Consider the following 25,546-nt stretch of genomic DNA (forward strand, 5'->3'; position numbering starts at 1 on the left):
CGGTGCGCTGGTGGAGTCCTTATGCGGCACGTGCCACCCGGTGGGTGCCCGGCGGCCGGTGCGGGGCGATGATCCGCCCGTCCGGCAGCAGCTCACCGGTGTCCTCGAAGAACAGGACGCCGTTGCACAGCAGGCTCCAGCCCTGTTCGGGATGGTGGGCCACTAGGACCGCTGCCTCCCGGTCGGCGGAGTCGGCTGACGGGCAGGGTGGCTGATGCTGGCACATGGAGGTGTTCTTTCGCTGCGTTGTCCTGGTAGTGCGGGTCCCGCGGTCTGCGGCGCTCATTCCGAACCCCCGTTGTCGTCGGTCCACTTCCAGTGTTGCCCCATGGGCGGGATTCCGCAGGGATTTCGCGGCGGCTCCCCCCACTGGTAAGGGACGCGTCACCCGTGCGGACGGTTCAGTTCAACTGCACTGCCTGGCTGGGTGGTTAGAGGTAGCCGGATGGGACTAGTCCGGATGGGCCGGGGCGGCGGACGGGCCGGGGCGGCGGACCGCCCCGCGGCCGGGGCGGGCCGCGGGGCGGGTGAGGCGGGGCTTAGGCGGGTGAGCCGAGCAGGGGCGCGGGCCGCAGGCGGTGGGTGAGGACCGGCAGCAGGTCCGCGACGCGGTGCGGCAGGTGCGCGGCGATGCCCGGAGGCGCGGGCGCGAGGGGAACCAGCAGGTCGGCGGGGGCGGGTGGGCCCGCCGCCGGGTCGCTGTGCACGTCGCCGTGCAGCCAGAGCGTGAGCATGTACAGCTCGGGCACGGACAGCAGCCGCGGCTGGTGGTGGCCCGGCAGGGACTCGGCCTGGCGCAGGGCGCGCTCGGTCGCGGTGACGTACGGACCCTCGAAGAAGTGCGAGAAGGCCCAGCCGTCCGGCGTCAGCCGGGTGTCCCCGGCGGCGCCCGCGCGGTCGCCGCACCGGATCAGGAAGCGCCAGCCGGCCAGGTGTGCGCGGGGCGGCCCGCCGACGGGCGTGATCCGGTCGAGTACGTGGACCGGAAGGGGAAGCTCGGGGTGTGCGGGTCCCTGGGCGGAGCGCAGGGACGGGGTGCGCGCCTCGCGGACGGCGGTGGGGGAACCGAGTGCCGCGAGGACGCTGCGCAGGGCTGGTGCGGGAGCCGGGGGGACATGCAGCGGCATGGTAGATGCCTCTCACTTCGACAGGCTGGGTGACGCAGGGGGCGGACGCGGACGGCGCTGTCAGCTCGCCTGGGCCAGAGGGGCGGGAGCTTCGGTCCGTGAGCGCCAACTCTCTGCCTCGTCCGGGGAGTTTATACGACGTGTGTTCAGGTCGTGTTTCGCGGGAGGGTTCTTTTGGCGCTGGCAAGGTGAAATCCGGTCGCGCAATTGCGGTGTTTATCCCGATTCCTGGCCGGGTCGGCTCGGTGGCCTCGGCTCATGCGCGGCGTGTGGTCGGCCGATTCTCGTCGGCGTTTGTCACCACGGTGCGTGTCCGGTGAATCCGAGTATCACCGTATGCCGAGCGAATGTGCCGGTCACCGTCGGGTTCGAGCCTACTGTGCGGCGGCCGTTCGCCGGGCGTTATCGATCACATCGGCTGGGCATATCCCCGGTGACGCAGCGGCCGGCGGTGGGCTGCCCAATCGAGGAAGGACGCTTCGATGGGGGAGAAGGTCGTGGCAGGCGGTGCGGACCTGTCCGATCGGCAGCGGTACCGCAGGAGGCTTCAGCAGTGCCTCGCGGGGTTGCGGAGACTGCTGGAGGAGAAGAAGTTCGACCGGCCGCGGAATCTGATGGGGCTGGAGATCGAGCTGAATCTCGTGGGCCCCGACGGCATGCCGAGGATGCTGAACGCGGAGGTGCTGGAGCGCATCGCGAGCCGCGATTTCCAGACCGAGCTGGGAATGTTCAATCTGGAAGTGAATATTGCCCCGCACCGGCTGGGCGGCCGGGTGCTCGACCAGCTCGCCGAAGAGCTGCGGACCGGACTCGCCTATGCTCACCGGAAGTCCGGCGAGGTGGCCGCCGGTATCGTGATGATCGGCATACTGCCGACGCTCACCCGGCAGGACCTGGTCTCCGCCAACCTCTCCGACGTGGACCGCTACGCCCTGCTCAACGACCAGATCGTGGCCGCGCGCGGCGAGGAGTTCACCCTCGACATCGAGGGCGTGGAACGGCTCACCTGCACCTCCGCGTCGATCGCGCCCGAAGCGGCCTGCACCTCGGTCCAGTTGCATCTTCAGGTGACGCCGACGCGGTTCGCCGATGTGTGGAACGCGGCGCAGGCGCTGGCCGCGGCGCAGATAGCCGTCGGCGCCAACGCGCCGTTCCTGTTCGGCCATGAGCTGTGGCGCGAGTCGCGCCCGCCGCTGTTCCTGCAGTCCACCGACACCCGGCCGCCCGAGCTCCAGGCCCAGGGGGTGCGGCCGCGCACCTGGTTCGGCGAGCGCTGGATCGGCTCCGCGTACGAGCTTTTCGAGGAGAACCTGCGCTACTTCCCCCCGCTGCTGCCGATCTGCGACGACGAGGACGCGCTGCGGGTCATCGACGCCGGCGGGGTGCCGCGGCTGGCCGAACTGGTGCTGCACAACGGCACCGTGTACCGGTGGAACCGCCCGGTGTACGGCATCGCGGACGGCGTGCCGCATCTGCGCGTGGAGAACCGGGTGCTGCCCGCCGGGCCCACGGTCACCGATGTGATCGCCAACGCCGCCTTCTTCTACGGCGCGGTCCGGGCGCTGGCCGAGGATGCCCGCCCGGTGTGGACCAGGCTGCCGTTCGAGGCGGCCGCGGCCAACTTCGACGCCGCGTGCCGCCATGGCATCGACGCGGAGTTCACCTGGCCGCGGTCCGGGCGCGGCGGCGCCCTGGCGCGGATGCCCGCCGTGGACCTCGTACGCCATGAGCTGCTGCCGCTGGCCGCGGCCGGGCTCGACGCGTGGGGCGTCGAACCGGCCGACCGCGACTTCTACCTGGGAGTGATCGAGGGGCGCTGCCGACGGCGGGTGAACGGCGCTTCCTGGCAGGTGGCGACCTATCACCGCGCGCTGGCTTCGGGCCTCGGGCGGCAGGAAGCGCTCGCCGCCACCACCACGCGGTACTGCGAGCTGATGCGCGGCGGTGAGCCGGTGCACACCTGGCCGGTGGGGGCGTCGCCGGACCGGTCCTGAGCGTCAGTTCTGGCCCGCGGTCATGATGGCCTTGAGGATGACCTGCTGGATCTGCGCCGGGTCGTCGACCTGGTGGCCGGAGCCGCCGGTGACCTGTGCGAGCTGGGTGAGCTCGCTCTTGTCGGCGTCCGGGCCGACGGCGATCGCGATGATCGGCACGGGACGCTCGGGGTCGGACAGCCGCTGGAGTTCGGCGACCAGGTCGCCGCGGGAGATCGACCCCGGATCCTGGTTGACGCCGTCGGTGAGGATCACCACGGCGTTGAACTTGCCGCTCGCGTAGCTTTTCAGCGCGTCCTTGTAGGCGGCCAGCGAGGTGTCGTACAGGCCGGTGGATCCGCCGGGGACGGGCCGCAGGTCGTTGAAGGCTTTTGTCAGCCGTGTGCGGTGCGTGCCGCCCTGGTCCGTACGGTCGCCGAGGCGGGCGGTGTCCACCAGTTTGCGATAGTCGCGGTCGCCCTCCAGCAGGGTGGAGAACTCCCACAGGCCGATCTCGTCCTCGGCGGTGAACTGGTCGAGCGCCTGGACCAGGGAGTTCCTGGTGACCTCCATCCGCGACTGGTCACGGCCCGGCACCGGCGCGGACATCGAGGCCGAGGTGTCGACCACGGTGGTGAGCCGGGCGCTCTGCACCGTGACCGTCCACAGCCCGAGCGCCTCCTGGATCTCACCGCGGGTCGGCGGCTCGGCGGTGAGCTGCGCGTACGGCTGGGGCGCGCGGCCGCCCGCCGCCGTGATGAGCCGCGCGGGCGGGGTTCCGTCGCCTTTTCGGAAGCCGTTCTTCTCCAGGATGGCCCGGCACGGTTCCTCGTCGAACAGGCTCATGAAGCGCAGCGCGGCCCGGCTCTGGTCGGTGGACAGCCGGGTCTCGTCGACGAGGGCGAACGGGTAGTCGAGCCGCGGGGCGCCGTCCAGGGGATAGAACAGCGAGAGGCTGCCCTCCGGGCCCGCCGCCGCGTTGTGGGTGAACGCGGCCTGTTCGGAGGCGACCAGCGCCTGGTTGCGGCGCGGGTTGCCCCGCTCGGTCCCGGAGTCGTCACGGGCCAGCGTGTCCAGGGCCTGGGCGTCGCTGCCGGACGTGCGCCGCGCCAGCAGCTTGGCGGTGGCGGCGACCTGGGTCTCCGTCTCGGGGCCCGCGGTCCGCTGCGCGGAGGCGCCGATCGCGGCGAGCGCCAGCAGCCCGGAGGCGTTCCGGGCGGGGTCGGCGGCGCCCAGCCTGAGCTGGTCCTCGACGGTCGCCGCCGTGGCGAGCTCCGCCCAGGAGTACCGCTTGCGGGGCCAGCCCAGGGACTTGGCGGCCGACGGCACGACGGCCAGCGTCACGGGCGTGTGGGCGACGCTGCCCGCGGCCGTGAGCGGCACCTTGTCGTCGCCCTGGGCGGCCCGGTGCAGCCAGAGCTCGGAGTCCGGCACCCACACCTGGTAGCCGAGGTCGTCACCCGCGCGGAGCGAGTCGGCGACCTTGTACGGCTCGCGGGCGGTCACCTTGACCTCGAAGCACCGGCCGTCCGATGTGACGCCCTGCTCGCGCGCGTGGGCCGCGGCGGAGCGCAGCGCGGGCGCGATATCGGGCGCGGCGAGGAGTTTCAGGCGTACGGCGTCGTCCTCGCAGGACCCCTCGAAGGCGAGCAGACCGCTGTTGACCGCGAACCCCGCGCCCGCCGCGACGCCGAGCACGAGCACGGTGGCGAGCGCGACGGAGCGGCGGCGGGAGCGCGGACGCCCCGCTGCCTCGTCCGTCGCGTGCCGGTCGGGTCTGTTGTGACGTCCCATGACGGTGCTGCCCCTCCTTGAGCGATGAAGCAAGGAAAGGGGGCGTACGGCACGATGTGGCGTACCGTCCCCCTCGGCCTGTCGCGCACGATCTTCGTACCTGCATTCGAGACCTTAGTGGGGCGCGGATAGGTATGCGGCGGGATTGAACAAGTGGAGGCACACGTGCGGGTGGAGGCGGGGCCGGTGGCCGGTTCTCTTCGGGGTGAGCGGTTCTCACGACGGACCATGCGGAACGAGCTGCTCCTGGTACTGGCGCTCTCGCTCGGGGCGAGCGGAGTGTCCTCGCTGATCAGGTTTGTCGGCGCGGCCACTCGGCCGGGCGGGCTCAAGGACCAGGCGGCCACCTTGAACGCCTCGGCGGCGCCGGGGCGGCCGTGGCTGGATCTGGCCTGGCAGCTGTTCGGGATCAGCACGGCCCTGGTGCCGGTGGCGCTGGTCGCGCACCTGCTGCTGCGCGAGGGCGCGGGGCTGCGGGCGATCGGCTTCGACGGCGGACGGCCCTGGTTCGACCTGGGGCGCGGGGCGCTGATCGCGGCCGGGATCGGGAGCACCGGGATCGCGTTCTATCTGGCGGCCAGGGGGCTGGGGTTCAACCTGACGGTGGTGCCGGAGGCGCTGCCCAGCGTGTGGTGGAAGTTCCCGGTGCTGATCCTGTCCGCGATGCAGAACTCGGTGCTCGAGGAAGTGATCGTCGTCGGCTATCTGCTGCGCCGCCTCGACCAGCTGGGCTGGTCGCCGACGGGGTCGCTGCTGGCGAGCTCGGTGCTGCGCGGCTCGTACCACCTGTACCAGGGCATCGGCGGGTTCATCGGCAACATGGTGATGGGCGTGGTGTTCGTGCTGCTCTACCGGCGCTGGGGGCGGGTCGGCCCGCTGGTGGTGGCGCACACGCTGCTCGACATCGGGGCGTTCGTGGGATACGCGCTGCTGGCGGGCAGGGTGGGGTGGCTGCCTACGGCGTGAGGCGGGCGGCGTGCCGCGTGTGCCGTGTGCCGCGTGTGTGCGGTGAGCCGCGTGTGTGCGGTGAGTCAGGGGCGTACGAGGTGCTCGTACGCCCCTGACTGTGTGCTGCCGTGTACCGAGGCGCTGGTCAGGCGAGCAGCTCGCCGTCGATGACCGTGACCGCGCTGCCGGTCAGCAGGGTGCGGTCGCCCCGGAGTGCGGTCCGTACCAGACCCGAGCGGGCCGAGGCCTGGAGGCCGGTCAGCTCGTCCCGGCCCAGGCGCGGCGACCAGTAGGGCGCCAGCGCCGTGTGCGCGCTGCCGGTGACCGGGTCCTCGTCGATGCCGACGCGCGGGAAGAAGCAGCGCGAGACGAAGTCGTAGCCGCTGGCCGGGTCTTCGGCCGGGGCGGTCGCGATGATGCCGCGCCGCGAGTGCGCGACCAGCGCCCGCAGGTCGGGAGCGAGGGCGCGCACCGTCTTCTCGTCCGCGAGCTCGACCAGCAGGTCGCCGACGTGCGGGCCGGTGTCGTACGCGGCCAGCGGCTCCGCCCCCAGCGCCTCGGGCACGCCCGTGGGAACGGCGACCTCGGTGAGCGGGGCGGTGGGGAAGTCCAGGGTGTGCGAGCCGTCGCCGTGGGCGGTCGTGGTGAGGACGCCGCTGCGGGTGCTGAACCGCACGGCGCCGCCCGTCCCGTCGGCGTCGCCGCTCAGGACGTGCGCGGTGGCCAGGGTCGCGTGTCCGCAGAGGTCCACCTCGGCCGTGGGGGTGAACCAGCGCAGCGCCCAGTCGGCGGCGCCGCCCGCGGGCAGCGGGTGGGCGAAGGCGGTCTCAGAGAGGTTGATCTCCGCGGCGATCCGCTGGAGTCGGTCGTCGGAGGGGAAGGCGTCGAGAAGCAGCACTCCGGCCGGGTTCCCGGCGAAGGGGCGGTCGGTGAAGGCGTCGACGATTCGGATACGCATGCGCTCGACGCTACGGGCCGGATGAATCCGCTGGCCAAGGCCAATTCGCGCTGGCTGGCCCGGTCGGGTGGCGCGCTGGCCCGCTCGGGTTCCGTACGGGGAAGTCCATCGGAGCCTTGCCAGCCGAACAGTCCCGATATATCGTTGAAGCATCGCGAATGGTCGCGTGGAAGAGAAGAAGGAAAGATGAGAGGGGTGAGCGTGATGCGCTCCCACCATCAGGAACACGGACATGAGCACGGGCGTGGACACGGGCACTGCGGGCCCGGACACCGGGGTCGGGGCGACTTCGAGGGGCGGCGCGGAGCCTTCGGTCCCTTCGGGCCCGGCTTCGGGGGCGGTGGTCCCTGGGGAGGCCGGGGGCGTGGCGGCCCTCGGGGCAGGGCGCGGCGCGGCGATGTGCGCGCGTCGATCCTGGCGCTGCTCAAGGACCGTCCGATGCACGGGTACGAGATGATCCAGGAGATCGCCGAGCGCAGCGGAGGGGCCTGGAAGCCCAGTCCGGGCTCGGTCTATCCGACGTTGCAGCTGCTCGAGGACGAGGGGCTCATCGCCAGTGAGAGCGAGGGCGGCAAGAAGCTGTTCGCGCTGACCGACGAAGGCCGGGCGGCGGCCGACGAGGGCCCGGACGCTCCCTGGGAGGAGGCCGGGCGCGGGGTCGACTGGGAGACGGTCAATGAGATTCGGCAGGCCGGTTTCGGGCTGATGGAGGCCTACGGGCAGGTCTGGAAGACCGGCTCTCCGGAGCAGCGAAAGAAGGCGCTCGACGTCATCAACGAGGCCCGGAAGAAGATGTATCTGATTCTCGCCGATGAAGGGTGAGGAGGGGATGAGGCCGTCGGCGGCGTGGGCGGGACGCCACCGGGCGGCTGCCGCAGGTCAGTTGATCAGGCTGTCCAGCCTGCGCAGTGACTCGTGGAGGGCGGCTGTCGCCGAATCCGTGAGCTTGCTTGCCATCAGGGACACCGCCGCGCCGGTGAACTCGCCCTCGATGCGGACCGTCGTGGCGTCGCCGTCCGGGATGAGGCGGTAGCGGGTTCCGACGCTGACGCCCATCGGGCCCTTGCCTTTGATGGTGAGCAGCCGGGCCTCTTCGAGTTCGTCGACGGTCCAGATGACCTCGGCGGGGAAGCCCATCAGCTTCATGTTCTCCTCGAAGGTGCCGCCGACCTCCAGCGAGGCGGGGGCGCCCTTGGGGAATCCGGTGTGCGTGGTGCTCCACTCGCCGTACACGGAGAAGTCCGTCAGTTTTGACCAGACCTTCTCCGCGGACGCCTCGAAGCGTGCCTCCGCGCTGACTTCGGCCATGCGGCCACCCCTTCTCGTCGGGCGCTGCGGCGGACGCAGCGGCGGTGCCGCGGAACGTAGCGGCGGGGCCCGGAAATCACAAGACTGACGACCCATCAGAACGTCCTGCCGATACGCGATGCGACTGCCCGTCAGAACGCTTCGCCGATACGACGGATGACCGCCGAGTCGAAGAGATCGGGGGCCCACGGGAACGGCCCCTCGTCATGGCAGTGCCAGGCATCCCAGAACAGGTCTCCGGGCAGGGCGTCGTGCGGTGCGTACACCCGGTAGACGTACTGCTTGCCGTCCATCGCGGGCAGGGCGACCAGCCAGCAGTCGTACTCCTCGGCGGGCTTCGCCCGCGTGGTGTGCCGCGTGGTGTGTCTGGTGGCGTGGTGCGGGCCGAGTGGCATACGGCGCTTCCTCTCGGCGGGTGGGGAATCGGGTACCCAGGGGGACGTTTCCGGGGCCGGGTCTGGTTGCGCGAGGAGGAGGGGAGTGAGGCGGCGGGCGGTAGGGCGCGGCTGCCTCGGGCGGGTCGCGGGTCTGTCTCGGGCAGTGAGATGTCAGGGGTATAGATGGTGACGCTCATGACTGCGCCTGTCATGATGTGCCGATGTCCAGGTCTCAAGGGATGCAAGGGGCCCCGGCGAGCCGGGGGAAGGGTGTCGGTCTCGGCTACGCCCTGGCCGCGGCGTGCGCGTTCGGCGGCTCCGGGGTCGCGGCCAAGCCGCTGATCGAGGCGGGGCTCGACCCCCTGCACGTGGTGTGGCTCAGGGCGGCCGGGGCCGCGCTCGTCATGCTGCCGATCGCCTGGCGGCACCGGGCGCTGGTACGCCAGCGGCCGATGCTGCTCGCGGGCTTCGGGCTGCTCGCGGTGGCCGGTGTACAGGCCTTCTATTTCGCCGCGATCTCCCGTATCCCGGTCGGTGTCGGGCTGCTCATCGAGTTCCTCGGGCCGGTGCTCGTGCTCGCCTGGATCCGGGTGGTGCAGCGGCGGCCGGTGACACGGGCCGCGACGGTCGGCGCGGTGCTCGCGGTCACCGGTCTCGCGTGTGTGGTCGAGGTCTGGGCGGGGCTCAGCTTCGACGCGCTCGGGGTGTTGCTCGCCCTGGGCGCGGCCCTCTGCCAGGCCGGTTACTTCCTGCTCGGCGACCACGGCAGCGACGCCGGGGAGGCGGCCCCCGACCCGCTCGGCGTCATCGCGTACGGGCTGATCGTCGGGAGCGTGGTGCTGACGTTCGTCGCGCGCCCCTGGAACATGGACTGGGCGCTGCTCACCAGCACCGCCGACATGGGCGGCACTCCCGTGTCCGCCGTGCTGCTGCTCGGCTGGATCGTGCTGGTGACGACCGTGCTCGCGTACAGCTTCGGGGTGTTCTCGGTACGGCGGCTCTCGCCGCAGGTCGCCGGGGTCGTGGCGTGTCTGGAGGCGGTCATCGCGACCGTGCTCGCCTGGGTCATGCTGGGCGAGCGCCTGGCGGCACCGCAGATCATCGGGGGTGCGGTGGTGCTGGCGGGGGCGGTCATCGCCCAGTCCACGGCGCCTGCCAAGCGGCCGTCCCGGCCGGTCGCGGGCGGAGGCCGGGCCGCGGACGTGGACGCGGGCGCGGGCGCTGGTCCGGAGGGGGACACCGCCGCGGGCGAGGCGGGGCGGTTGTCCCCGAGCGGGCAGTCCGTGTAGCGCGTTCACGCCATGTCGGGCGCGCTCGTTCTTCCGCTGTACGCCGCCCGCTGTACGCCGCCTGCCGCCTGCTGCCGCCGTCCGCCGCCCGCACTGAGCGGCGGGCGGCGGGCGAGACGGCGGGTCAGGGCGGCTGGGCGGTCAGAGCGCCTTGAGGTAGTCGGGGAGTTCGATGCCGGGGGCCAGGTCGTCGGCGGGTATCGGGGTGCCGTGGCCCTTGACCACGGGGATCACGCCGGTCCAGTGCGGAAGTCCGGCGTCCTCCGCGTCGTCGCTCGGCCCGCCGGTGCGCACCTTCGCCGACACCTCCTCCAGGTCCAGCCGGAGCACCGCGGTGGCGGCCAGTTCCTTCGCGTCGGCCGGGCGGGAGTCCCGCGAGCGGCCTGGGATCGCGTGGTCGACCAGGGTGTCCAGCGCGACGCGCTTCTCGTCCGGGTCGGTGACCTGGCGGGCGACGCCGTGCACCACGACCGACCGGTAGTTGAGCGAGTGGTGGAACGCGGACCTGGCCAGCACCAGGCCGTCGACATGGGTGACCGTCAGACACACCGCGAGGCCGGGATCGGGCCGCCCCGCCATACGCAGCGGCCGGGAGCCGCTCGACCCGTGTACGTACAGCCGCTCGCCCAGGCGGGCGTGCATCGTGGGCAGCACCACGGGCGCGCCGTCCCGGACGAAGCCGAGATGGCACACGTACGCCTCGTCGATGATCGAGTGCACCAGCGTGCGGTCGTACGAGGCGCGGTCCCGCGCGCGGGTGGGGGCGGTGCGGTCGGTCGGGGTGTAGTCGGTCGGCGGCTGGGCGGCGGCGTCCGGCTGCACGGTCATGGCGTTCTCCATTGCACTAGTGCATAATGTTGTTTGTGCTAGGAGGATATAGGATCGAGGGGCGGCGCGCAGCTGAGATCGCCGCCAGTGTGGAGCGCGCGGTGCGGAGCGGTGACCTGGAGCCAGGTCAGCTCCTCCCGCCTATGCGGGAGTTGGCCGCCCAGCTCGGCGTCAACCCGAACACCGTCGCCGCCGCGTACCGCACCCTGCGCGAGCGCGGGGTGATCGAGACCGCGGGGCGGCGGGGCAGTCGCGTACGCCAGAGGCCCGCCAGCACAGCGCGCGAGGCGATCCGCGTCGACGCGCCGCCAGGGGTACGCGAGGTCTCCATGGGTAACCCGGACCCGGCCCTGCTGCCCTCGCTCACCGAGGCGTTGACGGCGGCCGGGGAGCGCGCGGCCGAGCGGCCCGTGCTGTACGGGGCCGAGGACGTCGAGCCCGAGCTGGAGCGATGGGTGCGCGCGGCCTTCGACGCGGACGGCGTCCCGGACGGCCCGGTCGGGGTGGCGTCCGGGGCGCTCGACGCGATCGAGCGGGTGCTCGCCGTCCACCTCAGGCCGGGTGACGCGGTCGCCGTGGAGGATCCGGGCTGGGGCAGCCTGCTCGATCTGATCCCGGCCCTGGGGCTGCGGGCGGTCGGGGTGCGGGTCGACGACGAGGGGCCGCTGCCGGACGCGGTCGAGCGGGCGTTGCGCGAGGGGGCCAGGGCCGTCATCGTCACCGGCCGGGCGCAGAACCCGACCGGGGCCGTGGTGAGCGCGGCACGCGCGCGTGCGCTCAAATCCGTGCTCGCCGCGTACCCCCAGGTGCTGCTCGTCGAGGACGACCACGGGCACGGCATCGTCGACCTGCCGCCGAACCCGGTCGTCGGGTGCACCGACTCCTGGGTCCTGGTCCGCTCGGTGGCCAAGGCGTACGGGCCGGATCTGCGGCTGGCCGTCTTCACCGGCGACCCGGTCACGGTCGACCAGGTGCGGGGCAGACAGCGGCTCGGTCCCGGCTGGGTGAGCCGACTGCTGCAGTGTGCCGTGGTGCGGCTGTGGACCACGGGCGCGGTGGACGCGCGCGTCGTCGCCGCGAGCTACGGGGAGCGCCGTGACGCCCTCATCGCCGCGCTCGCCCGGCGCGGCGTCGTCGCGTACGGGCGCAGCGGGCTGAACGTCTGGGTGCCGGTGCCGGACGAGACGGGGGCCGTGGCACGGCTGCTGCACGCCGGGTGGGCGGTCGCGCCGGGGGCGCGCTTCCGGATGGACACCGCGCACGGCGTGCGGATCACCGTGTCGTCGCTGTCACCCGATGAGATCGACGCGCTGGCCGACGCGGTCGCCGCCGCGGTGGGACCGGCGCCCGCGCGGCGGCACGAGTGAGCGGTGTGCCCCGGCCCCGCGGTCTCGCGGCTTCTCGGCGGTGCGCCAGGGGCGTGCGCGTCGCGGTCGCGCACGCCTCTGACGCAGGGGCTGCACGGCGGGCCCGGCGGGTGCCAGGCCGCCGCGTCCCAGGCGTGTTCCGCTGTGGGGCGAGCCCTAGCGTCGTGTGCGTGGCCCGGACTGGGTGAGGGCGGCGCCCGCCAGGATGATCACCGCACCCACCGGTGTGGACCAGGTCAGCGGTTCGCCGAGCAGCGTCACGCCCGCGGCGGTCGCGACGACCGGGATGAAGTACGTGACCATCTGGGCGGTCGTCGGGCCGACTTCGGCGACCAGGCCGTACTGGAGCAGCAGCGCGAGGCCGGTGCCGAGTGCGCCGAGCGCCGCCACCGCGAGCAGCGGAACGACCGGCAGGTGGGCCGGGAGCGAGGTGAACAGCGGGGTCACCACGGCCAGTTGCGCGGTGGCCAGGAGCAACTGGCCGCCCGTCAGCGACAGGTTCGAGTGCCCGCTGTCGGCCAGCGTACGGCGGACGTAGATCCAGCCGATCGGGTAGCACAGCGAGGCCAGCAGCGCCAGCGCGGTGCCGCGGACGTCCAGGCCGCTGAATCCCTGCCAGGCCCCCAGCACGGTGAGCACGCCGAGGAAGCCGAGGCCGAGCCCCGCGACCCGGCGCCGGGTCGGCCGGTCCTCGGACAGGGCCGCCAGCGACAGGGCCATGCCCCACAGCGGTGATGTGGCGTTGCAGATTCCGGCCAGCGTGGAGGGGATGGTCAGCTCGGCGTAGGCGAAGAGCGAGAACGGCGCGGCGTTGAGCAGGAGCGCCGAGACCGCCAGATGACCCCAGGTGCGCGCTCCGCGCGGCAGCCGCTCACCGCGTACGGCGAGCGCGACGCCCAGCACGACGGCGCCGAACAGCAGCCGCCCGAAGGTGACGTGAAAGGGCGCGTACGCCTCGGTGCCGACCTTGATCAGCAGGAAGCTGAAGCCCCAGACGGCGGACAGGAACGCGAAGCGGATGCGCCAGTCCACGACCGGACGCCGCGGCGCGGGAGGGGAAGCGGACGGGCCGGAGGCGGACGGGGTGGCGGCGGACGGGCCGGAGGCTGCCGCGCCGGCGGCGGAGGGAGGCGTGGGCGTGTGGTCGGCGAGCGCGGTGGACACGGCCGGGGTGCGGGACGCGGTGGGTGCCATGCACAGCAGCCTGACCGACCGGATCTCGTAGCACAATCGATATTCTCTGAGCCTTATCGCGTAGCATTGCTTATATGTTGAACTTGGAGCGCCTACGCACCCTGGACGCCCTCGCCCGGCATGGCTCGGTCAGCGGCGCCGCGGCGGGGCTGCACGTCACCACCTCCGCCGTGTCGCAGCAGATGGCCAAGCTCGAGCGCGAGGTCGGCCAGCAGCTGCTGGCCAAGAACGGGCGCGGCATCCGTCTCACCGACGCTGGGCGGCTGCTCGCCGACCACGCCGCGCGCATCCTGTCCCAGGTCGAACTGGCCCAGTCCGATCTGGAGGCCCAACGCGACCGGGTCGTCGGCGAACTGCGGATCTCCGCCTTCCCGACCGCCATGCGCGGACTGTTCCCCGCGGCGCTGACCGCTCTGCGGGAGCGGCACCCCGGACTCCGGGTCACCTCACGGGAGCGGGAACCCGGAGACGGCGCCGCGGGGGTGATACGCGGCGATCTCGATCTGGCCGTCGTACTCGACTGGTACAACAAGCCGCTCCCGGTGCCCGAGGGGCTGGCTCGGGCGTCCCTGCTCGACGACCCCGCCGATGTGGTGATGCCCGCCGGGCACCGGCTCGCGGACCGGGACGAGGTCGACCTGGAAGAGCTCGCCACGGATGAGTGGATCTCCTGGCCGGAGGGCGAGTACTGCCACGACTGGCTGATGTTCACGCTGCGGGCCAAGGGGGTCGAGCCGCGCGTGAGCCACTGCGCGGAGGAACATCACACGCAGTTGGCGCTCGTCGCCGCCGGGCTCGGGGTCTGTGTGGCGCCGCGCCTGGGCCGCGGCGCGGTGCCGGACGGGGTACGCGTGGTGCCGGTCCGGCAGGGCGTACGACGTCATGTGTACGCGGTGTGGCGGGCGGACGCCGATCGCCGCCCGTCGATCCGGGCGGCGGTGGAGGCGCTGCGTACGGCGGGAGCGGAGGTCGGCTGACCCGGCGTCCGGGTGCGCTCAGCGCGGTGAGCCAGCGCGGCGCGGCGGGTCAGTGTGGTGGCGGGTCAGCGCGGCGTGGCGGGTCAGCGTGGTGCGGCGAGCTTGCGGAAGTCCCAGGAGGCGATCGCGTCCGGGGTGAGCCGCGCCCAGGCGTGCCTGCCGTCGTGCGGCATCTCGTCCATGCCGAAGTTCTTCCGCGCGAAGAGGCGCTCCGGAGTCTCCAGTTCGGCGCACGGCTCGCCCCCGCGCGGAGCCTCGCCGATGAACTCCACCGTGCCGGACAGCTCGACGCCGCGCAGTTCGCCGTACTGCTCGCCCGCGTCGACGACCACGGCGATCCGCGGATCCCGGCGCAGGTCGGCCCAACGCCTGCTGCGGGTGAGGGAGTACAGCCACAGGGCGTCGCCGTCCCAGACGAACCAGAGCGTGCTGGCGTGCGGCGCGCCGTCTGGCGACACGGTCGCCACCCGGCAGGTGCGCTGTTCGGTCAGGAAGGCGTCCCGTTCGTCCGGCGTCATCATGATCCTGCGGCCCCTGCGCTGGGTGACGGCCATGGGTCCTCCGTGTGCGATCGGCTATTGACGTTACGTCAGCCGAGGATGGGGCGTCTTCCGCCGCTACGCAATGGGCGTTACCCTCGCGCACTCCGCTCACGCACTCCGCTCACGCCGCGCCGCATCCCGTGACAGGGGGACTCATGCCGACGAACGAAGAACTCGCCGCACTCCTCGATCCCGCCACCGCGGCGCTGCTCACCGTGGAGTGCCAGCGGGGCGTGGTCGGCACGGACAGCGCGCTGCCCGAACTCGCCGAGGAGGCACGGGCGTCGGGCGCGCTCGGCAATGTGGCGCGCCTGGTGTCCGCCGCGCACACGGCCGCCGTCCAGGTCCTGCACGCGGTGGCCGAGCGCCGCCCCGACGGGCGCGGCGCGAGCCGCAACGCCCGGCTGTTCCGCGCCGCGGGGCGGCTCCCCGTGCAACAGCTCTCCGGCACCGACGCGGTACGGATCGCCCCGCCGATCGAGCTGGCCGACGAGGACCTCGTACTGCGGCGGCTGCACGGCCTTTCGCCGGTCGCGGGCACCGACGCCGACCCGCTGCTGCGCAACCTCGGCTGCCGTACGGTGATCGTCGCCGGGGTCTCGGCCAACGTCGCCGTTCCCAACGCCGTGTTCGACCTGGTGAACCTGGGCTACACGGTCGTGGTGCCCAGGGACGCCGTCGCCGGGGTGCCCGCGGACTACACCCCGGCGATGATCCGCAACACGCTCGCGCTGGTCGCCACGCTCACCACGACCGACGAGGTGCTGGCCAACTGGCCTCCCGCTACGCGCGCCTGATCGTGTCGCCCTCCACGGTGATCCGCGCGGCGGGCAGCGGACGGGTCGCCGGGCCGTTCGCGACGCTGCCGTCGGCCTGGTCGAACTTGCTGCCGTGGCACGGGCAGTTGATGGTACCGCCCTTGACGTCCCGTACCGTGCAGCCCTGGTGGGTGCAGGTGGACGAGAAGGCCTTGAACTCGCCCGGAGTCGGCTGTGTGACCACCACCTTCTGGTCCTTGAACACCGTGCCGCCGCCCTCCGGGATGTCCGCGGTCCGTGCGAGCACCTCACCGCCGTCCGTGCCGCTGGTGTCCGTGCCGCCGCTGTCCGTGTCACCGGTGCCCGTCGCCTGCTCAGACGGGTCGGCGCCGGGCGGCGTGGACTGGTCCGGGTCCGACGACCCCGCGTCGTCGGAGTCCCCGCAGGCCGCCAGTGCCGCCGCGAGCCCGGCCGCGCCCACCGCGGACACGATGACGCGGCGGGACGGACTGCGCGCGGGATGCGTCGGAGCGGGTTCCTCTACAGCGGTCATACCGGTCTCTCCTGGAGTGCGTCGGCTGTCATGCGGTCTGCGCCGCCGTGAGGTCATCACATTGCGAGGTCTTCACGTAGCGAGGTCTTCACGGCGTGCGGTCCTACCGTCGTGCAGTCTTCGAGGAGTCATACGGACCGGCGCGCCGGTCCGTTCAAAGTTCCAACGATTTCCGCAGGAAATCCAGTTCGTGCAGCAGCAGCGCGTCGGCCACACCCGCGCCCGTCGCCAGATGCGTCGCCGCGGACAGCGGCAGCACGCTGTGCGGGCGGCCCGCCGCCAGCAGCGCGGCGGAGAACCTGAGCAGGTGCGCGACCACCACGTTGTCGTCGGCGAGCCCGTGCACCAGGAGCAGCGGCCGGGTCAGGCGGTCCGCGCGGGCCACCAGGGAGCAGCGCTCATAGTTCTCCGGCTGGTGGTCCGGGTGGCCCAGATGGCGCTCCTTCCAGTGTGTGTCGTACAGCCGCATGTCGGTCGGAGCCGCACCGGCCACCGCCGCGCGGAACACGTCGGGCCGGTGCAGCACCGCCCCCGCCGCCAGAAACCCGCCGAACGACCAGCCGCGGATCGCCACCCGCTCCAGATCGAGGTCGGGACGCGTCCGCGCCGCCGCGTACAGCGCGTCCACCTGGTCCTGGAGCACCGGAGTCAGCTGGTCCCCGTGTACGGCCTTCTCCCACGCCGCGCCGCGGCCGGGTGTGCCGCGCCCGTCCGTCACCAGGACGGCGAAGCCCTGATCGGCGAACCACTGCGAGACCGCCGACCACCACGCCCTGGCCCGCACCACGACCCGCAGGCCGGGACCCGCGTACGGGTTGAGCAGCACCGGCAGCCGCCCGCTGCCCGGCCGGTGGCCCGTCGGCAGATACAGGTGGCCGCGCAGCTCCCGCTCGCCCAGCCGCAGCAGGGCCGGTGCGGGGCGCACCAGCGGCTCGGCGGCCCGTACATCGATCGTGCCGGTGGCCTCGCCGCCGCGCAGCACCGTCACGGTGTGCCCGTCGGGGGTACGGGAGTCGAGCACCAGCGTGTCGCCGCCCGCCGCGGCCGTGTGCACCCCCGGCTCCCGGCTGACCTGGACGAAGCCGTCGTCCGGGGCGTACGACCACACATGGACCTCGGTCGGCTCCTCGCCCCCGGTGAACAGCACGCGGTCGCCGACCGTGCCCAGCACCTCGGCGACCCGCAGCCCCGGCGGGGTGACGGCGTCCCCGATCCGCAGGCCCGGCGTGTCATCCCTGGTCCAGGGCAGTACGGGGACGCCGGAGCCGGTGCGCGCCGGGGTGCCCGGCATCAGCTCCACCCAGGCGTCGTCGCGGCGGTGGTGCAGCGGTTCCGTCTCGCCGGTGTCCGGATCGACGCCGAAGACGCAGTCGGAGCGCTGGTCACGGGTCTGCAGCGAGATCAGCGGACCGACCGGGTCCCAGGCCGCGCTGGTCACGTATTCGAGGGCGGTGTCGGTCCAGTCGCCGGCCGGGTGGCAGTCGGCGGCGACCGCGTCGGGCGTACGGACCCGGACGTGCTTCCCGTCGAGCCGCAGCAGGTGCAGGCTCGTCACGGCGTTGGCCGTGCCCGCCGCCGGATAGCGGACCTGCCGGGGCGGGCGCTCCGGGCGGGCCGGGTCGGACAGGTACCAGCGCTGTACCGCGGCGGTGTCGACCCGCGCCGCCAGCAGCGCCGTGCCGTCCGGGGCCCACCAGTAGCCACGGTGGCGGCCGATCGACTCGGCGGCGACATGGTCGGCGAGCCCGTACGTCACATCCGCCGACTCCGGTTCCGCGAGCGGCCGGTCCTCCGTGCCGTCGGCGCGCACCGTACGCAGGGCGCCCCCGCACACGTACGCGATGACGGAACCGTCCGGCGACGGCCTCGGGTCGATCACCGGACCGGCCGTCGGGACACGGCGCGGGAGCCCGCCGCCCGCGTCGGTCCGCACCACCCAGAGCGCGCCCCCGAGCGGAAACGCCACCACGCGCGCGTGGCGGTCGGTCGCGTACGACACCACCCCGTCCGACGTCTCCCGAGCGCGTTCCCTGCGCACGCGCTCCGCGTCGGGCACCGCGCCGTCCCGGTTCAGCACCGTCGGATCGGCGAGCATCCGCTCCTCGCCGTCCTCGTACAGCCACAGGCGGCTCACCGGGTCCTCGCCCGATGTGGTGCGCAGGAACAGCACCCGGTCGCCGTCGGGTGACACGGTGAACGCACGGGGCACACCGAGCGAGAAGCGGCGTGTGCGGGCGAACTGGCGGGGAAAGTCACGGCTGTTCATGCCGGGCACTCTGACAGGCGGACACCGGGTCGGGAAACGGGATTCTCCGCGCCGCCGTCCAGCCGCCCAGCCACCCAGCCGTCCAGCCGTCCAGCCGCGGTGTTCAGCGCATCTGGCGGCGCACCAGCTCATGGAACAGGCCCGCCGTGTCGGCCAGCAGCTCCGCGGGCGTGCCCTGCTGGACGACCCGGCCGTCTCGCAGGGCGATCACACGGTCGGCGTCCATGATCGTGGAGAGCCGGTGGGCGATCACGACGCGCGTGGCGCGCAGCGCGCGCGTGGACTCGATCACCACGCGCTGGGCCTCGTTGTCCAGGGCGCTGGTGGCCTCGTCGAAGAAGAGAATGCGGGGCTTGCGGATGAGCGACTGAGCGATCATCAGACGCTGGCGCTGGCCGCCGGACACGGTGCCGCCGCCGTCGGACAGCATGGTGTGCATGCCCATCGGCATGGCCTTGATGTCCTCGGCGAGTCCCGCCATCGCGGCGGCCTCCCAGGCCTCTTCGAGGGTGTACGCGCCCGAGCCCCGGATGCAGTCGAGGAGGGAGCCGGTCAGCGGCTGGGCGTTCTGCAGGACGACACCGCACTGACGCCGCACGGCCGCCTGGTCCAGCGCCGCCAGGTCCTGGCCGTCGTACAGCACACTGCCCGACAGCGGCCGGTCGAAGCCGATGAGCAGCCGCAGCAGCGTCGACTTGCCGCATCCGCTGGCCCCGACGACCGCCACGAACTCGCCCGGCTCGATCTCCAGGCTGACCTCGTCGAGGACGAGCGGACCGTCGTCGGTGTACCGGTACGACGCCTGCCGGACCTCGATGCGGCCGCTGAGCGCACCTGGCTGGGTGCTGGCGGCCCGTACCTCGGGGACCTCGTCGAAGACCGGCTTCACCTGCTCGAACATCGGCAGCACGGCGGCGGCCGAGAGCAGCGCGCCGGTCAGCTGGGTGGCCGACGACAGCATCATGGTCAGGGCCGTGCTGAAGGTGAGAAACGCGGCGGCGGACATCGAGCCGCGGGCCGGTCCCGCCAGCAGCATGAACATGATCAGCGTACAGAGCGGCAGGGCCACGGCGTTCAGCACCGTGATCAGGTTCTTGATCCGGCCGATGCGCTGCTGGAGCTCGCGGGTACGGGCGAACTCCCGCGCCCAGGCCGCGTAGGCGAAGCTCTCGGCCGCGGCGACCCGCAGCTTGGGCAGGCCGCGCAGGGTCTGGAACGCCTGGTTGTTGAGCTTGTTCCCGAGCTTGACCAGGCGGCGCTGGTAGCGCAGCTGCCACAGCCCGAGACCGAGGAACAGCGCGGCGATGACGAGCAGCATGGCCAGCGCGACCAGGGCCAGCGGCACGCTGTAGACCAGCAGCAGAACCAGGCTCATGGCGCCGACGGTGCTCGCCTGGACGGTCACCGGGCCGACGCCGGACAGCACGCGCCGGATGGAACTGATGCCCATCGCCGCGCTGGCCAGCTCGCCGGTGGAGCGGTCCGCGAAGAACCGCGACGGCAGCCGCAGCAGCCGGTCCCACACCGCCGGTTGCAGGGTGGCCTCGATCCGGCCCTCGATCCGCAGCACACAGACGTTCTGGAGCAGCAGGAACACCGCCGAGACGACGCTGGTCGCGATCAGCGCGACAGCGGTCTGGACGATCAGGCCGCGCTCCGCGGCGGGCACGTACTCGCCGAGCACCTTTCCGGTCCCGATGGGCACGAGCGCGCCGAGGCCGACCGCGACGAGGACGGCGAGCAGCAGCGTGCGCAGCTCCGCGCGGGTGCCGCGCACACTGAAGCGCACCAGGGGGAGCAGGCCCAGCTTCCGGTCGGGCAACGGCCGGTAGAACATGACCGCGCGCGGCTCGAAAGCGTCCGCGTCGGCCCGGCCGACGCGCTGGCGTCGGCCGGTGACCGGGTCGACGGCGCGATAGCCGCCGCGCCGCCACAGCAGCGCGACCGGGGTGCCGTCCCGCTCGCGGCGGCCCAGCAGCGGTCCGCTGTCCTCGCGCCACCAGTGGCCGTCGAGCTTGATGTCGCGGGTACGGATGCGCGAGGCGAGCGCGATCCGCTCGACCGGGTCGGTGCGGTCGTCCGCTGTGCCTGCGGCGCCCGCCGCGCCCGGATCGGTGAGCGTGATCCGGGCCTCGTCGGCGACCAGGCGGCACGCGGCGTACGTCGCGTCGTCGTCGCCCGCGCGGGCGCGCGCGGCCCCGGCGGAGCGGTTGATGGCGGCGAGCAGGGCCTGGTCCGCCTGGGTACGGGCGGCCTGACCGGCCTCGATACCGGCGGCCGTACGGTCCTCGTGGGCGCGCTCCAGCCGCTCGATCCAGTCGTCGAGGGCGTACAGCAGCCGGTACTGCTGGTCGACCATGCTCTGCCACAGCGCGGGGTCGACCAGCAGGGTGCCGGTCGTCTCGTCCTCGTACCCCTCGTAGGCCGCGCCGTAGTGCACGCTTCCGGGGACGATCCGCATCCACAGGATCTCGTCGTCGGCGGCAGGGACGACGGAGGCGGCAGCGGGGGCGGCAGCGGCGGGCTGCGCGGGTGTGGCGCGGCCGTCGAGCGGTGCCTGGTAGAGCACGTGCAGGCCGCGGCCGACGCCGCGTGCGAAGGCGTCTTCCAGGGGGCTGAGCGTCGCTTCGGCGGGGCCGTACCAGGCGGCCTGGTCGGCGTGCAACTGTCCGGCGGCGTAGGGGGCCGCGTTCCACCCGGCGTCCGGCCATCCGCCACCGGACCACCCGTCACCGGACCATCCGGGATCGGACCATCCGTCACCGGACCACCCGGCACCCGGCTGCGCGCTGTGCGACCCCCCGGCCCCCGGCCACGGGTCGCCGTACTCCGGGCGGCTCAGCTCCCGCAGCTCGATCCGACGCAGGACGCAGCCCCGCGACGGCCTGCCGACCAGGGTGTGCGCGGGCCCATCGACCGGGCCGAGCAGCAGCGCGCCCGGCTCCAGGCGGCCCAGGAAGTGCCAGTGCCCCACCTGCGCCGCGTCCACGGCGAACAGGTCGAGCTCGCCCGCCACGACGAGCCACAGCACCAACGGCCCTTCCAGGTTCAGGCTGCGCAGGCCCGCGCAGTCCACCGGCGCGCCCAGCGCGCCCAGCGCCGCGACGACCGGGTCAGCCTGACGCGTGCCCGCGACCCCCGTGCGCGCCACTCCCGCATGCGTCACCCCCGTATGCGACACCTCTGCGTGCGTCACCTCCGCGTGAGCCGCTCCCTCGCCCGACACCTCAGCGCTCCCTGACCAGCCGGGCGTACGGGCCCTGAGCGGCCACCAGGTATTCGTGCCGCCCGCGCTCCACGACCGTGCCCCGGTCGAGTACGACGATCTCGTCGCTGTCCCGCACCGTGCTCAGCCGGTGGGCGATGACCACACACGCGCACCCGCGCCGTCGCAGGTTGTCCATGATGACCCGCTCGGTCACCGCGTCCAGCGCGCTGGTCACCTCGTCGAGCACCAGCACACTGGGGCGGCGCACCAGCGCACGGGCGATCTCCAGACGCTGGCGCTGGCCACCGGAGAAGTTGCGCCCGTCCTGCTCGACCCGGCTGTGCACACCGCCGGGCCGACGGGCGACCACGTCGAGTACGGCGGCGTCTTCGAGCGCGGCGGTGACGGCCTCGTCGGTGAGGGACGGGTCCCACAGCGCCACGTTGTCGCGGACCGTGCCTTCGAAGAGGAAGACGTCCTGGTCGACGAAGGAGACGGAGGCGGACAGCGCCCCGCGCGGGATGTCCGCCAGGCGCATCCCGTCGATGCGTATGGCGCCCTCCCAGGGGGCGTACAGCCCGGCGATCAGGTGGGAGACGGTGGACTTGCCGCTGCCGGAGCCGCCGACCAGCGCGACCTGCTGTCCCGGACCGACCGAGAGTGAGAAGTCCGTCAGAAGCGGGGCGTCCAGCGGGCTGTAGCCGAAGGTGACGGCCTCCAGCTCCACCAGGCCCTTGAGGCGGCGGGTACCGGCGGCCGGGTCGCGCCGTGCGTAGACCGGGTCGACGGGGAAGGCCTCGACGTCCTTGAGCCGGGCGACGTCGGCGGCGAAGTCCTGGATCCGCCCGGCCACGCCGTTGAGCCGGGTGATCGGCGCGGTGAAGCTGGTCACCAGCGCCTGGAAGGCGACGAGCAGACCGACCGTCAGCTGCCCCTCCACCGCGCGCAGACCGCCGATCCACAGGATCAGCGCGCTGTTCAGGGCCGCGAGCGTGGGCGCGGTCACGGCCAGCCACGCGCTGGGCACGCCGAGCCGCTGCTGCACGTCGAGGGTGCTCGCGTGCTGCCCCGCCCAGCGGCGGAAGAAGCCGTTCTCGCCGCCGGTGGCCTTCATCGTCTCGATGAGCTGCAGGCCGCTGTAGGAGGTGTTGGTCAGCCGGGCGCTCTCGGCGCGCAGCTTCTGGGTGTTGACCGCGCGCAGCTGGATCACGATCCGCATGGCCGCCAGGTTGAGCAGCGCGATCAGCACCCCGACGACCGTGAGCTGGGGATCGTACGTCCACAGCAGCACCGCGTAGAGCACCACGACCACCGCGTCCACGCCCGCGGCGGCCAGGTCGCGGGCGAGGGTCTCGGCGACCGCGTCGTTGGACTGGAGGCGCTGGACGAGGTCCGCCGGGTTGCGCTGGGCGAAGAACGTGACGGGCAGTCTGAGCAGGTGCCGCAGAAACCGGGCGCTGCCCAGCGTGGAGGTGATGACCCGCCCGCGCAGCAGGTTGGCCTGCTGGATCGCGGTGAGCGTCGCGGTGAGCACCAGGGCGGTCGCCATCGCCGCGAAGACCACGCCGAGCAGGGACGACTGGTTCCCGATGAGGAACATGTCGATATACGTGCGGCTCAGCGCGGGGACCCAGGCGCCGACGGCCACCAGCAGGAGGCTGGAGACCACGGCGGCCAGCATGGTGCCCGACGTGCCGCGCAGCCGGGCCGGTACGGAACCGAGGACGCCCGGCTTGCGGCCGCCGCGGCGGAAGCCGGCGTCGGGCTCGAAGGTGAGCACCACGCCGGTGAAGCTGGTGTCGAAGTCGTCCAGCGCGACGAACCGCCGTCCCTTGCCGGGGTCGTTGACGTAGACGCCCCGGCGGCCGAAGCGGCGGGCCATGCCGTCGTAGACGACGTAGTGGTTGAACTCCCAGAACAGGACGGCCGGGGCGCGCACCTCGGCGAGCGCCGCCAGGTCCATCTGCATGCCCTTGGCCTTCAGCCCGTAGCCGCGGGCGGCCTTGAGCAGGTTGCTGGCGCGCGAGCCGTCGCGGGAGACGCCGCAGGCGATGCGCAGCTCCTCCAGCGGGACATGACGGCCGAAGTGGCCGAGCACCATGGCCAGCGCGGCGGCGCCGCACTCGACCGCCTCCATCTGGAGCACGGTGGGGGTGCGTACGGTCCGGGGCCTGCCGCCGCCGCGGCGGCGCGTGGCGGGCGCGGGCCGACGGCGGCGGCGCGCGGCGTTCTGGGGTGCGGCGTCCGGGGGCGCGGGGCGGTGGCGGCGGCGTCCGGCGGGTGGCAGCCGGGGGGCCTCGGACGACGCCGCCGGGGCCGGTGTCTCCGCTGGTGCTGGTGCTGGGGCCTGTGCTGGTGCCGGTGCCAGCGGCGTCTGGGCTGGCGTCCGCGCCGTGGTCGGGGCGGTCTCGTGCGGCGTGGTCTCGTGTGGCGTGGTCATGGGAGCAGCCAGTCGACGGGGCGCTGCGCGGCGAGGTGGACGGCGGCGCTCACCGGCGTCTGGGAGCCGAGGGCGTACGGGGGGCCGTCCGCCGAGGACCACTGGTAGCCGGACGCGGTGGCCGACGACCGCTCGAGCTCCACCAGTACGGCGACGGGGTTGCCCTGGCGCGAGAACCGCTCGGCGAGCCCGCCGTCACCGAGGAACCCGGCGATCTGCTCCCGCGACTGGGGCGCCCGGCCGACCGCCTTGACGCGGCCGCGCAGCACGCCGAACCGCTGCTGGGGCACGGACTGCACGGCGAGGTCGACCGCCGCGCCCACGGGAATCGTCGGGCCGCTGCCGTGCGGCACGTACAGCAAGGCGACCAGCGGGTCGTCCGGATGCTTCACGCGCTCCACGACCGCCACGTCCGCGCCGGTCGTGATGACCTGGCCGGTCCGTGCGACGAGCGCGGTGACCCGGCCCCTGTCCACCGCGGTCACGGTCCGCTCCTCGCCCTGGTTCGTACGGACCGTGAGCAGGGGCGCGTCCGGGGCCAGCAGCTGGCCCTCCTCCGCGAGGAGTTCGGTGACCTGGCCCGCGTACGGGCTCTGCAGCCGGTAACCGCCCTCGGCGAGGGTGAGGATGCCGGGTGCGCTCAGCTTGGCGGAAACCGAGCCCGTGAGGGCCCAGAAGGCGGCCGCGGCGATGACGACGAGCGTGACGGCGAGGGCGAGGCGGCCCTGGGGACGGGCGAAACGCACCGGAAGATCGAGTTCTTCTGGCGATTGCAGCCGGGAAAGCGCCTTCTGGCGAAACTGCACGAGCTATTCCTTCAACCGCAATTCGACTGCCGAGAAACTGTGCCGAGAACTGTGTCGTGAACCCCGGAACACGGTGGCTCCGGGGTTCACGTACGGCACGCTCAGAGACCGGCGTTGACGTGCACGCCGGAGATGCCCTGCACCAGGCCGGGAGCGGCGGCGGCCACGCCCTGCACGCTCTGCACGGTCTCGAGGCAGCCCACGGTGTCCACGACGTGGTTGACGTCGTTGGTCAGGGCGCCGGCCAGGCCGCCGTTCACGCTGACGACACCACCGGCGACGGCGTCCAGCTCGGCGTCGGCGATCTCACGGGTCTCGAGGTCGTTACGCATTTCGCGCACTTCCCTTCCTTGGTTGGAAATTCTCCATCAGTACACCGCGGGCAGGGAACTGACGCCCCGATATCCGGAGCCATTTCCCGAGCTGCCGCGGTGCGGAAGATGGAAGCACGCGAACGGTCGGCCGAGCCAATCGAGTTGGCGCCGTACAGCGGTGAACGCGCCGTATCGGGGCGGGGGAGTGGCGTTCCGTTCACTGGATGGTGACAGGTTCTTCGCAGAATCGAGTAACAGATTCGGGAGGGCCGCACGGCGGTGGGCGCAAAAAGGGACGTACGCGCACCAAAGAGGTGCGGGATATATCGGGCGCGGCGGCGACTCGTGAAAGGGCGCGTACGACCGGAGCACACGATGTGCAGGTTTCCGGTAGCGACGTCCGGTGAGGGCGCGACCGCTCCGGGTGAGGCGGACGGGCCCGGCGCGTGCGTCATGTGACGGGTGGGCGCGGGTCCGCGCAAAGGCTTGCCAGGCCCGTGGAGGCTCCCTATTCTCGCG

At 72.8% G+C, this 25,546-nt stretch carries 22 protein-coding genes; 7 read left to right on the forward strand and 15 right to left on the reverse strand.

The annotated features are described in order from the left end of the window. Window positions 1–19: 19 nt before the first annotated feature. Window positions 20–226, reverse strand: coding sequence for a DUF5999 family protein (locus tag ACX6XY_RS22155; RefSeq protein ID WP_460333429.1), 207 nt, complete (start codon window positions 224–226; stop codon window positions 20–22). A gap of 313 nt (window positions 227–539) precedes the next feature. Continuing rightward, on the reverse strand, window positions 540–1,127 hold the full coding sequence (locus tag ACX6XY_RS22160) for a hypothetical protein (protein ID WP_460333432.1): 588 nt from the start codon (window positions 1,125–1,127) through the stop codon (window positions 540–542). A gap of 482 nt (window positions 1,128–1,609) precedes the next feature. Between ACX6XY_RS22160 and ACX6XY_RS22165 the strand changes: the two genes are divergently transcribed. Beyond that, window positions 1,610–3,121 carry a glutamate--cysteine ligase gene (locus ACX6XY_RS22165; protein ID WP_460333435.1) on the forward strand — a complete coding sequence of 504 codons (1,512 nt, stop codon included), beginning with the start codon at window positions 1,610–1,612 and terminating at the stop codon, window positions 3,119–3,121. Between the two features lie 3 nt (window positions 3,122–3,124). Here ACX6XY_RS22165 and ACX6XY_RS22170 read toward each other — a convergent pair whose 3' ends face one another. Continuing rightward, on the reverse strand, window positions 3,125–4,894 hold the full coding sequence (locus ACX6XY_RS22170) for a substrate-binding and VWA domain-containing protein (RefSeq protein WP_460333438.1): 1,770 nt from the start codon (window positions 4,892–4,894) through the stop codon (window positions 3,125–3,127). 165 nt (window positions 4,895–5,059) lie between these two features. On the opposite strand from ACX6XY_RS22170, the gene ACX6XY_RS22175 reads away from it, so the two are divergent. After that, window positions 5,060–5,860 carry a CPBP family intramembrane glutamic endopeptidase gene (locus ACX6XY_RS22175; protein ID WP_460333530.1) on the forward strand — a complete coding sequence of 267 codons (801 nt, stop codon included), beginning with the start codon at window positions 5,060–5,062 and terminating at the stop codon, window positions 5,858–5,860. A gap of 127 nt (window positions 5,861–5,987) precedes the next feature. Here ACX6XY_RS22175 and ACX6XY_RS22180 read toward each other — a convergent pair whose 3' ends face one another. Beyond that, complete coding sequence (locus tag ACX6XY_RS22180; RefSeq protein WP_460333441.1) at window positions 5,988–6,800, reverse strand: PhzF family phenazine biosynthesis protein; 813 nt, start codon at window positions 6,798–6,800, stop codon at window positions 5,988–5,990. 204 nt (window positions 6,801–7,004) lie between these two features. Here ACX6XY_RS22180 and ACX6XY_RS22185 point away from each other — a divergent pair, with 204 nt between their 5' ends. Beyond that, window positions 7,005–7,622 carry a PadR family transcriptional regulator gene (locus ACX6XY_RS22185; protein WP_460333533.1) on the forward strand — a complete coding sequence of 206 codons (618 nt, stop codon included), beginning with the start codon at window positions 7,005–7,007 and terminating at the stop codon, window positions 7,620–7,622. A gap of 57 nt (window positions 7,623–7,679) precedes the next feature. On the opposite strand, the gene ACX6XY_RS22190 is transcribed toward ACX6XY_RS22185, so the two are convergent. Both ACX6XY_RS22190 and ACX6XY_RS22195 read right to left on the reverse strand, forming a co-directional pair. Then, window positions 7,680–8,108, reverse strand: coding sequence for a type II toxin-antitoxin system Rv0910 family toxin (locus tag ACX6XY_RS22190; protein WP_460333444.1), 429 nt, complete (start codon window positions 8,106–8,108; stop codon window positions 7,680–7,682). A 131-nt stretch (window positions 8,109–8,239) separates the two neighbouring features. Then, window positions 8,240–8,503: a hypothetical protein gene (locus tag ACX6XY_RS22195; protein ID WP_460333542.1), complete on the reverse strand. Its 264-nt coding sequence runs from the start codon at window positions 8,501–8,503 to the stop codon at window positions 8,240–8,242. 203 nt (window positions 8,504–8,706) lie between these two features. On the opposite strand from ACX6XY_RS22195, the gene ACX6XY_RS22200 reads away from it, so the two are divergent. Further along, window positions 8,707–9,774, forward strand: coding sequence for an EamA family transporter (locus ACX6XY_RS22200; protein WP_460333447.1), 1,068 nt, complete (start codon window positions 8,707–8,709; stop codon window positions 9,772–9,774). A gap of 141 nt (window positions 9,775–9,915) precedes the next feature. On the opposite strand, the gene ACX6XY_RS22205 is transcribed toward ACX6XY_RS22200, so the two are convergent. Continuing rightward, window positions 9,916–10,602, reverse strand: coding sequence for a pyridoxamine 5'-phosphate oxidase family protein (locus ACX6XY_RS22205; protein WP_460333450.1), 687 nt, complete (start codon window positions 10,600–10,602; stop codon window positions 9,916–9,918). Window positions 10,603–10,637: 35 nt separating this feature from the next. Between ACX6XY_RS22205 and ACX6XY_RS22210 the strand changes: the two genes are divergently transcribed. Beyond that, window positions 10,638–11,969 (forward strand): aminotransferase class I/II-fold pyridoxal phosphate-dependent enzyme, encoded by a 1,332-nt coding sequence (locus tag ACX6XY_RS22210; RefSeq protein ID WP_460333453.1) that lies wholly within the window; start codon window positions 10,638–10,640, stop codon window positions 11,967–11,969. 156 nt (window positions 11,970–12,125) lie between these two features. Here the strand turns inward: ACX6XY_RS22210 and ACX6XY_RS22215 are convergent, their stop codons facing one another. After that, the gene (locus ACX6XY_RS22215) at window positions 12,126–13,163 is read right to left on the reverse strand and encodes a DMT family transporter (RefSeq protein ID WP_460333456.1); all 1,038 of its coding nucleotides are present in this window, start codon (window positions 13,161–13,163) and stop codon (window positions 12,126–12,128) included. 74 nt (window positions 13,164–13,237) lie between these two features. Here ACX6XY_RS22215 and ACX6XY_RS22220 point away from each other — a divergent pair, with 74 nt between their 5' ends. Beyond that, window positions 13,238–14,140, forward strand: coding sequence for a LysR family transcriptional regulator (locus tag ACX6XY_RS22220; protein ID WP_460333459.1), 903 nt, complete (start codon window positions 13,238–13,240; stop codon window positions 14,138–14,140). Between the two features lie 83 nt (window positions 14,141–14,223). Here the strand turns inward: ACX6XY_RS22220 and ACX6XY_RS22225 are convergent, their stop codons facing one another. Beyond that, window positions 14,224–14,694, reverse strand: coding sequence for a pyridoxamine 5'-phosphate oxidase family protein (locus ACX6XY_RS22225; protein ID WP_460333462.1), 471 nt, complete (start codon window positions 14,692–14,694; stop codon window positions 14,224–14,226). A gap of 143 nt (window positions 14,695–14,837) precedes the next feature. Between ACX6XY_RS22225 and ACX6XY_RS22230 the strand changes: the two genes are divergently transcribed. Further along, window positions 14,838–15,479 carry a cysteine hydrolase family protein gene (locus ACX6XY_RS22230; RefSeq protein ID WP_460333465.1) on the forward strand — a complete coding sequence of 214 codons (642 nt, stop codon included), beginning with the start codon at window positions 14,838–14,840 and terminating at the stop codon, window positions 15,477–15,479. On the opposite strand, the gene ACX6XY_RS22235 is transcribed toward ACX6XY_RS22230, so the two are convergent. From ACX6XY_RS22235 to ACX6XY_RS22260, 6 genes are all read right to left on the reverse strand, one after another. Next, complete coding sequence (locus ACX6XY_RS22235; RefSeq protein WP_460333468.1) at window positions 15,466–15,993, reverse strand: Rieske (2Fe-2S) protein; 528 nt, start codon at window positions 15,991–15,993, stop codon at window positions 15,466–15,468. The genes ACX6XY_RS22230 and ACX6XY_RS22235 overlap by 14 nt on opposite strands. Before the next feature lie 154 nt (window positions 15,994–16,147). Further along, window positions 16,148–18,259, reverse strand: a complete 2,112-nt coding sequence (locus ACX6XY_RS22240; RefSeq protein ID WP_460333471.1) for a S9 family peptidase — start codon at window positions 18,257–18,259, stop codon at window positions 16,148–16,150. Window positions 18,260–18,362: 103 nt separating this feature from the next. Then, entirely contained in the window at window positions 18,363–21,425 is a 3,063-nt protein-coding gene (locus ACX6XY_RS22245; protein WP_460333474.1) for an NHLP bacteriocin export ABC transporter permease/ATPase subunit, read from the reverse strand. A gap of 61 nt (window positions 21,426–21,486) precedes the next feature. After that, the gene (locus ACX6XY_RS22250) at window positions 21,487–23,907 is read right to left on the reverse strand and encodes an NHLP family bacteriocin export ABC transporter peptidase/permease/ATPase subunit (protein WP_460333477.1); all 2,421 of its coding nucleotides are present in this window, start codon (window positions 23,905–23,907) and stop codon (window positions 21,487–21,489) included. Further along, a complete protein-coding gene (locus ACX6XY_RS22255) occupies window positions 23,904–24,713 on the reverse strand; it encodes an HlyD family efflux transporter periplasmic adaptor subunit (RefSeq protein ID WP_460333480.1) in 810 nt (269 codons plus the stop codon). The genes ACX6XY_RS22250 and ACX6XY_RS22255 overlap by 4 nt, the downstream gene beginning before the upstream one ends. Window positions 24,714–24,814: 101 nt before the next feature. Further along, window positions 24,815–25,045: a hypothetical protein gene (locus ACX6XY_RS22260; RefSeq protein WP_460333483.1), complete on the reverse strand. Its 231-nt coding sequence runs from the start codon at window positions 25,043–25,045 to the stop codon at window positions 24,815–24,817. Between the last annotated feature and the right edge of the window lie 501 nt (window positions 25,046–25,546).

Source organism: Streptomyces sp. O3, assembly GCF_054788135.1.